Source organism: Cupriavidus sp. NPDC089707 (assembly GCF_044748965.1).
In the GTDB taxonomy this organism is placed as follows: Bacteria; Pseudomonadota; Gammaproteobacteria; order Burkholderiales; family Burkholderiaceae; genus Cupriavidus.
In genome coordinates, this window is the sequence record NZ_JBIVHB010000021.1 from 75,409 (window position 1) to 87,595 (window position 12,187).

Here is a 12,187-nt window from a genome sequence, read left to right on the forward strand (position 1 = left end):
TAACGGAATGAATATCACCTACCGTCAGCTCCGCGTGTTCCTTGAGGTGTTCGAGACGCGCAGCATTACTGCCGCGGCGAACCGGCAGCACATGACTCAGTCAGCAGCCAGCAAGGTGATTGCCGAACTGGAGGCGCAACTCGGGTTCGAGCTGTTCGACCGGACTACTCGGCGTGTCGAGCCGAACGATGCCGCCAGGGAGTTCCACGCTTTTGCGGTCGATGTGGTCGCAACCATGCAGGCCGCAACACGCAGCGTTGAAGAGCTGGTCGCGCTGAAGCGGGGAAAGGTGAGTATTGCCGCCTCGCCGCTGATGATCTATGGATTGCTGTCTGGTCCGATCGCAGAGTACCGCGCTCGATTTCCTGGCGTCCGGTTCGAACTGCATGAGCTGTCTACTGACGAAACGGTGGAAAGCGTGCGGGCTGGAACGGTGGACTTCGGCCTGGCCGCGATCGATGCTGAGTTGCCTGGCGTGTCAACAACAGTTGTCTACCGGGACAGCATGCACGTCGTCGTGAACGCGGGAGACGCGCTGGCTACCCGTGAAACGCTGACACTGGCGGACTTGGCCGAATGCGATCACATCAGCCTGCGCCGCTTCTACAGTGTGCGCCGCACACTGGATCAACTGGTCGCGGGAAAGGGTGTCAGCCTGCCGAGCGGAATCGAGGTGGGAACACTGACCTCCGCGCTCGGGCTGGTTCGCCAAGGCGCCGGCGTGCTGGTCGCGCCAGGATACGTGGCAACCATCGCGGAGGAATGGGGTATGCGCGCCATAGGTATCGACGACCTTCCGAGTGGCGTACACCAGATCTCCTTGATTCAACGCAGGCTCGCGCGGCCGACCCTGGCAGCACGGCAGTTCCTGCTCGAATTGATGCCGCGGCTCACGCAGCAGACCACCAGGAATGGCGGTAATGCAGTCTGAATGACATATTCCATATCATGATAAATCTATGAAAACAATTCGCTTGATGGAATTAGTGCGCAACGCCAACATCCGCTCAACGGAACTGAAACATGGAGACACGTCATGAAACGTCTGATTGCGGCACTGATTTCAACCGCCGCGCTCGTCCAGCCTGCATGGTCACAGGGTGAGACTTACCCCAGCCGGCCCGTCAAGCTCGTCGTCCCGTTCACGGCAGGCAGCGCATCCGATACCGCGGCACGCATCATCGCGGAGGAAGTGCGCACGGCCGTCGGTACGGTCGTCGATAACCGCCCCGGCGCCAATGGCATCATTGGCTCAAGCTATGTGGCTAAGGCCCCGGCCGACGGGTACACACTGCTACTGACCAGTAGTGCGACGCATTCCGGTATCGAAGCCCTGTTCAAACGCCCCGGCTACGATCCCATCAAGGATTTTGTCCACGTTACGCGTATCGCCACCATTCCGATGGTGCTGGTGGCCAGGCCGGATGCGCCTTACAAGACGGCCAAGGAGCTGTCCTCGTATGCGCGCAAGAACCGCCTGCGCTATGGCTACGGGAGCGGTTCGGCCCAGATTGCCGCGGCGACGTTTGCGCAAATGGCGGACGCGCCCTCCGATGCCATCCCCTACAAGAGCCAGCCGCCCGCGGTCACCGATCTCATGGGTAGCCAGATCGACTACATGGTCGCCGATTCCTCGGTTTTCATGAGCTTCCTGCATGGCGGAAAGCTGAACGGGCTCGCTATTTCCAGTCCGAAGCGTCTGCCGGAACTGCCCAACGTGCCAACCATGGCGGAGGCCGGCTACAAGAACTTTGATCTCGTGGTCTGGGTAGGCCTGGCAGCCCCCGCCGGTACGCCCGCTGCCATCGTGGAGCGCTGGAACAAGGCGGTGAATGAAGCGGTCGTGCGTCCGGCGGTCGTCGAGAAGCTCGCCAGGCTTGGCATGGTCCCCAGCCCCTCCAGCACGCGCGAGCACGCAGCATTTGCATTGGCCCAACGCGGCATCTGGACCTCGCGAGCAGCAAAGGCGGGTGTGGAGCAGCAATGACCGGAAACATAGAATCGGCCGGGATGTCCGCTGGCCCCTTGGCTGGCGTGCGCGTGCTGGATCTGACGTCTGTCATCATGGGCCCCGTCTGCACGCAGATTCTTGCGGATTACGGCGCGACTGTGCTCAAGGTCGAGCCGCCGGATGGTGATGTGATGCGCCACGCAGGCAACAAGCGTGTTCCCGGGATGGGTTCCATGTTCCTGCACGCGAACCAGGGCAAGCAATCCGTCATCCTGGACCTCAAGCGCGATGCAGATATCGAAACCCTCAGGGAGATGCTGCCGACGTTCGACGTGCTGGTGCACAACGTTCGTCCGCAAGCGATGCGTCGCCTTGGCCTCGATGACAAGACGGTGCGTAAATTGAGCCCGAGTATCGTCTACGTCGAACTGGCCGGTTATGCCGAAGGCGGCCCGCTGCATGGGCGCGCTGCCTATGATGACGTCATCCAGGCGCAAACGGGCCTCGCTGAGTTGTTTGCGCGGCAGACCGGCGGCGCTCCGCAGTATGTGCCAACGCTCATCGCAGACCGGGTGACAGGCCTGACCGCCGCGCACGGAATCGTTGCGGCACTGTTTGCCCGTCAGCAGACCGGCCGTGGAGACACCATCCGGGTGTCAATGTTCGAAACGATTGCCGCGTTCGTGCTGGCTGATCATCTGGGCGGTGCCTCGTTCGAACCGTCGGCTGGAGCGATGGGCTACAGCCGTCTGCTGACGCCTCACCGGAAGCCATATCGGACGCAGGATGGCTATATCGCCGCCGTTGTCTACAACGACAAGCATTGGCGTTCGTTCTTCGAGGCAGTGGGTGACCTCGCTACCTTCGAAGCGGATACGCGCTTCCAGTCCGCCGCAGCGCGCTCAGAGAACTACGACGCCATCTATGGATACCTGGCTGATGTAATGACGACGCGTACAACGGACGCTTGGGTCGACCTGCTGGAGGCTGCGGACATTCCCTGCGCCCGCATCAACCGCGTCGAAGACCTCCTGGCCGATGACCAGCTTCGCGCCGTCGGATTTTTTGATGAGCGTGATTTCGGTGATGCCGGCCAGCGTCGCATCGCTCCGCGATTCCGCTCGCCGGCAGCAGCCTCTGCTACGGCCCCGCCTGCTCCGACGCTGGGGAAAACTGAAACAACCACCGGGAAATGACATGCAAGACCATCAGTACCTGAAGCTCGATATTTCAGAGCTGGGTGTGGCGACACTGCAGATTGCCAACAACACCAGCCTCAACATTCTGGACTCTGACACCATCGTTGAGTTCACACGCACGTTGCGTGCGCTCGCGCGCAATCCCGACGTGCGTGTCCTGGTGTTGCGGGGCACGGGCGACAAGGCGTTCATTGGCGGCGCCAATATCAAGGAGCTTGCCAGGCTGGATCCCGACACGGCGGTTGCCTTCATTACCCGGCTGCATGATTTGTGCGAGGCGGTCCGTGACTTTCCCGTGCCCACCATCGCACGCCTGTCGGGCTGGTGCATGGGCGGCGGTATGGAGTTTGCCGCCGCATGCGACATTCGGATTGCGGACGAGCATGCGAATTTCGCGATGCCAGAAGTCCGGATCGGCATCCCGTCGGTGATCCACGCCAACATCCTTGCGCGACTTATTGGCGAAGGCAATACGCGCTGGTTGCTTCTGACGGGCAGCTCGATCAACGCGAAAAAGGCTCACGATTGGGGCTTCGTCCATGAAGTTGTTTCGAACGACGCGCTGGATGGCGCAATCGCCCATACGGTATCCGAGATTCTGGAATGCGGACCCGCAGCGGTGCGCGCACAGAAATCGCTGTTGCGTGCATGGGAGGACCCCGCCATTGAGCGTGGGCTGAAGCACAGCATTGCGGTATTTGGCGATGTCTACAGCGGGCCGGAGCCGGATGCATATATGACGCGATTCCTGGAGCGGAAAAAGAAGGGCTGATGTCGCGACGGGGCCGTCAGGTAAGATGGCTGGCTCCGTCGAACCATCACACCGCCATGAATCTCACGCTTCGGGAGTTTCGCGTCTTCCGCGTTGTCTATGAACTGCGGAGCTTCAGCGGTGCGTCCGAGGCGGTACACATGACGCAGTCCGCGGTAAGCAAGGTGTGCCAGGAGATGGAGGCAAAGGTCGGACAGCGTCTGTTTGAGCGTTCGACTCGCAAGGTCATACCCACGCAACTGGCACATCAGCTGTATGGCTATGTCTGCGAAGTACTGGGCACGATGGATGCCGCGGAGCGAAGTCTGCGAAGCCTCCTTGATATGGAAGCGGGGGAGGTAAGTGTCGCCTCGTCTCCCATGATGAGCGTTGGGCTTCTCAGGGGGCCGGTCGCCGAGTTTCACGACACCTACCCGGCTATCCGGATCGCTATGCACGAATTGTCGACTGACGAGACGATCGAGTATGTGGTTAGCGGCAAGGCTGATTTCGGCCTCGTTTCCATAGAGGCAACCCATCCCAAGCTGTCAATCGACCATCTTTACGACGAGACCATGTACGTCGTGTGCGCACCGGATCATGAGTTCGCGCGCAAACGCCATGTTACCTGGGAGTTGCTGGCGACCGTTCCACAGATTTCGCTTCACTCTACCTTCAGCACAAGAAGAACCATCGACCGCGTCTTTTCCGCCAGGCATCTGCCCTATACCAGCAACATCGAAGTCGGGACTGTCTTATCGGCAATCGGCTTCGCAAAGGCCAGGCTGGGCGTGGCCGTGCTTCCCGGCTACGTGAGGGGATTCGTCTCGGATCTGGGCCTTGTTTCCCGTCCGCTGCCTGAAGCCGGTGTGAAGCACCCGATATCCCTGATAAAGCGCTGGAACGCGCGGCTTTCCAATCCTGCAGAGAGCTTGCTTAGCGCGGTCAAGGACGCTTTGTCGAACCCTCGCGAATAGCATGCAGCCATGGCGGCCGCTGTGCAGCAGCGCAACCCGGAGTCGTTCTGCTCAGGGTAGGTTGGGGTGAGCGCTGCCGGTGGGAAGATCCGTGATCGGCGCCCCGTCGCTGCAGGTGAACCTTGGCGCCGAATGGGATGCCGCCTGGCTGCCCGGCCTGACACTGAGCGGCGCGCTTGCCTACAGACCGCCGCTATTGGGCAGCGGTGGACAGCTACGGCGGCCTGGCCATTGCCGAGCCGCGTACGTTGATGATGTCGGCGACGGTCAGCTTCTGATCCGGCCTGATGGCCATTTTGCATGCGCGCCGGGGTGCAAGCCGCGATGCACCTTCAGAACTTGTGGCGTATGCCCGCCACCGCGCCAAACTGGCTGGTGCCAGCCGCGCCAATTGCCGCGGATGCGCCGTTCAGGCCGATTCGCGAGCCATCGTCATTGTGGATGTACGCCACCTGGGCGTAGACGTCAGTGCGCTTCGAGAAGGCGTAATCGAGCAGCACTGCCGTGCTCCACGCATCGCCGTTGCCGCGCCGGTCGTTCAGCAAATAGCCGGCGCCGCTTATCGTCAGTGCCGGCGTGAGCTGGTAGCCGGCGCCGATCCAGGAGAGATCGGTACGCCGGGCGGGGAGGGCGGCCGTGGCGCCGATGTCGCCATTGAGCCAGCGGTATCCGGCATACACCTTGGCGTTTGCGAACCTGTAGGCGCCGGCAATGGCGAGCCGCCGGTCCTTCTGCGATGAATTCTGTGCCGTGATGCCGGCGGTGCCTTGCTGCTCGTCGTAGATCACGGTGACGCCGGCGTTGCCTGCGCGGTACTCGATTCCGCCGCTCAGCGCGCGGTCGCTCTTCACGTCACCCGGCACCTCGCCCGCCACCGCGCCGCCGCTCAGCGACGTGCCGCGCGCGAACGAGTACAGGCCCGTGACAGTCAGCGCGCCAAACTTGCCGACGTACTTGGCCGTGTTGTCGTAGCGGCCGGCGGTCATCGCATCCATCATGAAGACCGAGTAGCGCGGAGACACCGCCATGGCATCGTAGTTGATCAGGATGTCGTACAGGATGTTGTTCTGGCGACCCAGCGTCGCGCGGCCATACTCCGACGACATCCCGACGAATGCCTGGCGCCCGAACAGCCGCCCGCCCTGTGCGGCGGTGCCGGCGTCGATGTCGAAGCCATTCTCGAGCACGAACAGCGCCTGCAGGCCGCCCCCGAGATCTTCGCTGCCGCGGATGCCCCAGCGAGAGCCGGACAGGTTGCCCGACGTCATGCGCGTCAGGCTGTGGTTGCCGGCATCGGCGTGCGTCAGGAATTCAATGCCGGCATCGGCGACGCCGTAAAGCGTGACCGAGGATTGCGCTTGCGCGGCACCGGCGCTGAGGACGCCTGCCGCGGTCAGGATGATTTGTCGGAGCATGGAAGGGTGTGGGCTCATGTTGTCGATATTCTTGTACTGGATGGGCCGGCCGCGTTCGCGGCATCGCCCCCGGGAACAGCGCGCACGCGGCCCGCGCCTGACGCACGACGACAGGAGGCAGGGACGAGCGCGCTCTCACGGGTACTGGCTTGCGCCCGAGCGGCAGTGATGTAATGCGGGAAGTCGGGGATCCGCCTGCTGTGGCCTGGCCGGTGCCCCAGGTGCTCAGTCGACGAGGAGGTTGATCTTCGTCGCGAATTTCTGCCAGCGATCGATATCGGAGTTCACCAGCTTCTGGAATTCGGCGGGGGTGCTCGTCATCGTGGCAAAGCCGAGTTGGGTCAGCGATGCCTTGACCTCAGGCTTGGCGATGGCCCTGTTGATTTCAGCGTTCAGCTTTTGCACGATCTCGGGCGGGGTATTGGCCGGGGCGAGGATGCCGAACCACTGGTCGACGTCATAGCCGGGCACGCCAAGCTCGCTCACCGTGGGCACGTCGGGCAGGAACGGCGAGCGCGCCTTCGACGTGACGGCCAGCGCGCGCAGCTTGTTGCTTTTCAGGTAGGGGATGGTGTTGGTCAGCGTGTTGACGCTGACATCGGCCTGGTTGCCCAGCACGTCCGCGATGGCGGGGGCGCAGCCCTTGTACGGCACATGGAGCATGTCGATCTTTGCCGAGACCTTCAGCAGTTCGCCGGCCAGGTGTTGCGGCGTGCCGTTGCCGCATGACGCGTAGCTGGGGGGCGCGCCGCTCTTGCCCGCCGCCAGCAGGTCGTTGAACGTGCGCAGCTTCGAGTGCGCAGGCACGGCAATCACCGACGGCACCGAAGCGAACGTGATGACCGCGCTGAAATCGGACTTCGGGTTGAACTGCAGCTTCTTGAAGACGCTCGGGTTGATGGCGAAGCTGCTGTTGACGATCAGCAGCGTGTAGCCGTCGGCCGGGCTCTTGGCGACGAACTCGGCGCCGATATTGCCGCTGGCGCCGGGCCGGTTGTCGATCACCACCGGCTGGCCCAGCGATTTGCTGATGTCGGCCCCAATCAGCCGCGCCAGCGAATCGGTCCCTCCTCCGGCCGGGAACGTCACCACCATGCGGATGGGTTTCTGCGGGAAGGTACTTGCAATGTTCGCCTCGGCTCGTCCTGGCACGGTTGCCAGGCTGCCTGCGATAAAAAGCAGCGATGCCAGACTGCGGACGACGGATAGGGGTCTCATTGATATGCCTCGTCGGTTAGGGTGAAGGAAGGGGAAAAGCCGGTCAATCGGGATCTATACGCACCGCCTCGCAGCACTCGGCGCCGACGCGCGTCAGTGCCGCGGCCGTCTCAAGTGCGGCATCGCTGCCCGCATGGATGCGGTACAGGGGTTGCCCTTGCGCCACCTTTGCACCGATCGTGCACAGCAGGTCGATGCCTGCACCGGCATCGCGCGGTGCTCCGGCGGCGCGCGCGATACCGGAGATCCGCAGGCCGTCGATGGCCGTCACGCGGCCCTGCGTCGCGGCGCTCACTACGCGCGTATGTGTACCGGGCGCCACGGGGTCGGGACGAACGCCCTGCGCGGCCGCAATGCGCTCGAATGCCGCTTTTGCCTTGCCTTCGTTCAGCAGGGCGGCTGCAATTCGCATGCCTTGGTCGGGCGAACCTACGGATGGATCGAATGCGATGATTTCGCCGGCGAAGCGCAGCGCCTTCTCTCGCAAATCCGCGGGCGCACCGGGGTCGTTGCCAAGCACCAGGCGGACGTCGCGCACTTCCAGTGCGGGCCCGATGCCGCGGCCGATCGGGCGGCTGCCGTCCGTGACCAGCGCGCGCACGTGCAGGCCGAGTCCCTTGCCGACGTGCTCGAACATGGCGCCCAGCACCTCGGCGTCGGTGCGCGTGGCCAGCTTGGTTTGCGGGCCGTAGGGCAGGTCGACGATGACGTGGGTGGCGCCGGCGGTGTATTTCTTCGACAGGATCGACGCCACGGACCAGCGGCGCGAATCCAGGCGCAGCGGCCGCGTGATCGCGTTCATCACGTCGTCGACCACGGAGTGGTTCAGGCGGCCGTTCCATGCGATGCAGGCCCGCGCCTGGGCCACGCAGCGGCGCACGTCCTCGTGTGCCAGATCGACGCGCGCCACGGTCTCCATGGCGTCGGCCGTACCGGCGGCGGAGGTGATGGCGCGTGACGATGTCTTGGGCATGGCCAGCCCATACGCCGCGACAATCGGCACCACGATCAGCGTGATGCGGCTGCCGGGTACGCCACCGATGGAATGCTTGTCGACGACGACTGGCTCGTCCCACGCGATACGCGGTGTGAACGCCGTACGCGCACGTGCCAGTGCCACGACTTCATCGTCGGTCAGCGTGCGGGTGGCGGCAACCAGGAACTCGGTCAACTCCACCTCGGTGTACCGTCGCGCAATGGCATCTTGCAGCACGGCAACGTAGGCGGCTTCGTCAAGTGGCTCGCCGCGCAGCTTCGCCATCAGGTTGGTGCGGCTGGCCGGCGCTCCGTTGCCGGATGCCCGGGTGCCATGCCGCAGCGCTTCTACAAAGCGCGCCATGCCCACCTCGAGCGTGCTGTCATTTGACACCGTGATGCATGGGACATCCGACGGCACCGCTGCGCCGGTCCGCGCCACGCGCCGGGCAACCTGGTCGCCCGATTCACGTCCGCGCGCGGCAATGCGCTGGGCCAGCACCTCATGCGGTGCCGTCACCAGGACCACCACGAAGCGCGGCAGTCTTCCGGCGAGTTCCGCGATGACGGCACGCGAGCCGTTTGCGACGACGTTACGCCCGCGTTCCAGCTCCGACATCAGGGACTGGGGCAATCCATAGCGCAGATCGTGCGCATCCCAGGTGACCAGGAACTCGCCGCTGCGCTGGCGCCGAGCGAACTCGGTCTCCGAGACACCCTCATGCGCTTCGCCGACCGAGCCATCGGGTCGGGTGATGACACGTCGCGCAAACACATAGTTGTCATCGAGCGCGGCGCGCGCGCCTTCCATCAGCGAATCCTTGCCCGCGCCACTGGGTCCCACAACAAAGAAGAATGTGCCGGTCGTGTCCATGACAAATACCTTAGATGTCGAAGTTATGTGGCAATGCTAGCACCGGCCAAGGGGGTGTCAAGATAAGTTCGATGTCTAAGGTAATGCAAGCAACGGGCCAGTGGCCGCAAATCCAGTGTGTACGCGGGATTAGCGCTCTCGTAGGGGAAAACACGGGTAAGCGGCGTGCGCGCCGGTGGTGCGCCCTGCATCGGTCGGGCGCACCGTGCACTGATGGAGTGAACGCTACATTTTCAGGGTGAGGCCGCGGTGCGGCGTGGCCGCGTGCGCGGCAGAGGCGCTATCATGTGCGCTGTTGCAGGCACCGCTTCGTCCGGTGCCGCATGGATGCGTTTCACTTCCTGTCACCACTATGGCCACAAGAAAGCCGGATGCCCCGGTCACCATTACCCCACCGGATGAAGCCGATGAAGAGCGGCTTGCCCACCTGGTGAAGGACGCCGCGCGCGCCTATATCCGGGCGCTGCAACTGCGTCTGGCTGAACATTCGGTGTCGTACGGCCACTGGACCATCCTGCGCATCCTGTGGCGGCATGACGGCCTGTCGCAGCGCGAACTGAGCGAGCGCGCCGGCGTGACCGAGCCGACCACCTTCGCGGCCGTGAAGGCGCTGGAAGCGCTGGGCTACGTGGAACGCACGCACCTTCCCGGCAACAAGAAGAAGGTGCATGTGTTCCTCAGCAAGACCGGGCGCGCGCTGCGCCGCAAGCTCGAACCGCTGGCCACAGAGGTCAACGAACTCAGCGTGGAGGGGGTGAGCGAAGCGGATGTGCTGACCACGCGCCGCGTGTTGATCACCATCGCCAAGCGCCTTGTCGCCGATGAGATCGCGTCGGCCGAGCATGGCCGGCGGGTGCCGTCCACGCAAGAGGTGGGGCGGCTGTTGTCGGATCTGTAGCCGCAGTCGGCTCGCGCCAATGAAAAGGCCCCCGTCGGCCAGGCCGGCGAGGGTGAATGCCTTGGGTAGAAGGCGTGAAACCGATATAGGCGCGCTTAAGCCGGCAGGCGTCAGGCGTCGTCCAGCCCGATATCCACGGCCGGCGCCGACTGCGTGATCTTGCTCGTCGAGATGTAGTCAACGCCGGTTTCCGCCACGGCCCGGATCGTTTCCAGGCGAATGCCCCCCGAGGCCTCGACCTTGGTGCGGCCATTGACGATCTGCACGGCTTCCTTCATGTCGGGCACCGACATGTTGTCCAGCATGATCACGTCGACACCGGCAGCCAGTGCCTCGTGCACCTGCTCCAGCCGGTCGCATTCCACTTCCAGCTTGGTCAGTACCGGCAGCTTGCGGCGCACGCGTTCCACCGCGGCGGCAATGCTGCCGCACACGGCGATGTGGTTGTCCTTGATCATCACGCCGTTGTCCAGGCTCAGCCGGTGGTTCAGGCCACCACCGCAGGTTACCGCATGCTTTTCCAGCGCGCGCAGGCCCGGCGTGGTCTTGCGGCTGTCGATCAGGCGCGCCTTGGTATGCGCAATGGCCTGGGCATAGGTGGCCGTGAGGTTGGCGATGCCGCACAGCCGCTGCATGATGTTCAGCGCGGTGCGCTCGGCCGTCAGCACGCTGCGCGCATTGCCGCTCACGTTCAGCAGCACCGCGCCCTTGGCGACCTTGTCGCCGTCCGCGACGCGCACGTCAATCAACAGCGTGGGATCGTAGCGGGCGAAGATGCGTGCCGCCACATCGATGCCCGCGATGATCATCGGCTCGCGGGCGTTCATGCAGAAGGTGCCGGTTTCACCCGGCTCGATCATGGTCTGGACGGTCAAGTCGCAGATGCCGATGTCTTCGGTCAGCCAGAGGTCGATCAGCTTGTCCGTGGCGTAGAGGTCGTACATGTAAGGGCTCCTGAGCGGTGGTTGCGGTACTTCAATAATCTTAGAGATCGAAGTACATGGCGTAATACTAGCGCCTTGCCGTCCTGTGTCAAGGAATATTCGACATCTAAGATTATGTTGCGCAACGTGCCGGCAGAGCCAAGGCCGATGCCGCCAGCGGTGCTGGCAAGTCGGCCTGGCTTTGCACTCCGCGATGCCGAGTCTCCTATACGCCTTTCCAGACCGGTTTGCGTTTCTCCACAAATGCCTTCAGCCCTTCCTGCCGGTCCTGCGATTCGATCGCTACCCTGGCGATCGGCATCTGCTTTTCCCAGGCGTCGTCGTCGGTCCAGTTCACCCCCTGGAAGATAATCTCCTTGGCCGCCGCCAGCCCGGTCGGGCCGTTCTGCAGCAGCCGCTCGGCCAGCGCGATGGCTTCGGCGAGTGCCTCGCCCGGCGCCACCACGCGGTTGACCATCCCCAGCGCGGCAAAGAACTCCGCGCTCTTCAGCTCGCCGGACAGTGCCAGCTCCATGGCAATGTGGTACGGGATGCGGCGCGGCAGCCGGAACAGTCCGCCGCCGATGGCGGCAAGGTTGTGGCGTACCTCGGGCAGGCCCATGCGCGCGTCGCGCGCGGCCACCACCAGGTCGCAGGCCAGGCACAGCTCCAGTCCGCCGCCGACGGCAACGCCTTCCACGGCGGCGATCAGCGGCTTGCGGGGCGGCCGCCGGAATACGCCGAAGCCGCCGCGCGGCGGTCGCTCGCGCAGTTCGCCGCGCGCGGCGGCCTTCAGGTCGGCGCCGGCGGAAAAGTCGCCTCCGGCACCGGTGACGATGCCGAGAAACAGCGACGGGTCATTGTCGAGCATATCCATGGCCGCGTTCATCTCCTGCGCGGTCTGGCCGTCGCAGGCGTTCTTCACTTCGGGGCGGTTCAAGGTGACGATCAGGATATGGCCGCGCCGTTCGGTCAGGACGCGGGGAGTCTGGTCAGGCATGCGGGC

11 protein-coding genes are annotated in these 12,187 nt (G+C 63.8%); 6 read left to right on the forward strand and 5 right to left on the reverse strand.

Annotation, left to right across the window (positions count from 1 at the left end; genetic code table 11):
* Positions 1 to 7: 7 nt before the first annotated feature.
* From ACIP1U_RS25790 to ACIP1U_RS25810, 5 genes are all read left to right on the forward strand, one after another.
* Positions 8 to 931 carry a LysR family transcriptional regulator gene (locus ACIP1U_RS25790; protein ID WP_400321162.1) on the forward strand — a complete coding sequence of 308 codons (924 nt, stop codon included), beginning with the start codon at positions 8 to 10 and terminating at the stop codon, positions 929 to 931.
* A 105-nt stretch (positions 932 to 1,036) separates the two neighbouring features.
* Complete coding sequence (locus tag ACIP1U_RS25795; RefSeq protein WP_400321164.1) at positions 1,037 to 1,987, forward strand: Bug family tripartite tricarboxylate transporter substrate binding protein; 951 nt, start codon at positions 1,037 to 1,039, stop codon at positions 1,985 to 1,987.
* Positions 1,984 to 3,147, forward strand: coding sequence for a CaiB/BaiF CoA transferase family protein (locus ACIP1U_RS25800; RefSeq protein ID WP_400321167.1), 1,164 nt, complete (start codon positions 1,984 to 1,986; stop codon positions 3,145 to 3,147). The genes ACIP1U_RS25795 and ACIP1U_RS25800 overlap by 4 nt, the downstream gene beginning before the upstream one ends.
* A gap of 1 nt (position 3,148) precedes the next feature.
* Entirely contained in the window at positions 3,149 to 3,922 is a 774-nt protein-coding gene (locus tag ACIP1U_RS25805; RefSeq protein WP_400321169.1) for an enoyl-CoA hydratase, read from the forward strand.
* Positions 3,923 to 3,978: 56 nt separating this feature from the next.
* On the forward strand, positions 3,979 to 4,878 hold the full coding sequence (locus ACIP1U_RS25810) for a LysR family transcriptional regulator (protein WP_400321171.1): 900 nt from the start codon (positions 3,979 to 3,981) through the stop codon (positions 4,876 to 4,878).
* A gap of 332 nt (positions 4,879 to 5,210) precedes the next feature.
* On the opposite strand, the gene ACIP1U_RS25815 is transcribed toward ACIP1U_RS25810, so the two are convergent.
* From ACIP1U_RS25815 to phnN, 3 genes are all read right to left on the reverse strand, one after another.
* Positions 5,211 to 6,293 (reverse strand): porin, encoded by a 1,083-nt coding sequence (locus ACIP1U_RS25815; RefSeq protein WP_400321174.1) that lies wholly within the window; start codon positions 6,291 to 6,293, stop codon positions 5,211 to 5,213.
* A gap of 225 nt (positions 6,294 to 6,518) precedes the next feature.
* Entirely contained in the window at positions 6,519 to 7,511 is a 993-nt protein-coding gene (locus ACIP1U_RS25820) for a tripartite tricarboxylate transporter substrate binding protein (RefSeq protein WP_400321177.1), read from the reverse strand.
* Between the two features lie 43 nt (positions 7,512 to 7,554).
* Positions 7,555 to 9,360, reverse strand: coding sequence for a phosphonate metabolism protein/1,5-bisphosphokinase (PRPP-forming) PhnN (gene phnN, locus ACIP1U_RS25825; RefSeq protein ID WP_400321179.1), 1,806 nt, complete (start codon positions 9,358 to 9,360; stop codon positions 7,555 to 7,557).
* A 352-nt stretch (positions 9,361 to 9,712) separates the two neighbouring features.
* On the opposite strand from phnN, the gene ACIP1U_RS25830 reads away from it, so the two are divergent.
* A complete protein-coding gene (locus ACIP1U_RS25830; protein ID WP_400321182.1) occupies positions 9,713 to 10,258 on the forward strand; it encodes a MarR family winged helix-turn-helix transcriptional regulator in 546 nt (181 codons plus the stop codon).
* A gap of 110 nt (positions 10,259 to 10,368) precedes the next feature.
* On the opposite strand, the gene nadC is transcribed toward ACIP1U_RS25830, so the two are convergent.
* Together nadC and ACIP1U_RS25840 are read right to left on the reverse strand one after the other, a co-directional pair.
* Positions 10,369 to 11,202 (reverse strand): carboxylating nicotinate-nucleotide diphosphorylase, encoded by an 834-nt coding sequence (nadC, locus tag ACIP1U_RS25835; RefSeq protein WP_400321185.1) that lies wholly within the window; start codon positions 11,200 to 11,202, stop codon positions 10,369 to 10,371.
* Positions 11,203 to 11,407: 205 nt separating this feature from the next.
* The gene (locus tag ACIP1U_RS25840; RefSeq protein ID WP_400321187.1) at positions 11,408 to 12,181 is read right to left on the reverse strand and encodes a crotonase/enoyl-CoA hydratase family protein; all 774 of its coding nucleotides are present in this window, start codon (positions 12,179 to 12,181) and stop codon (positions 11,408 to 11,410) included.
* Between the last annotated feature and the right edge of the window lie 6 nt (positions 12,182 to 12,187).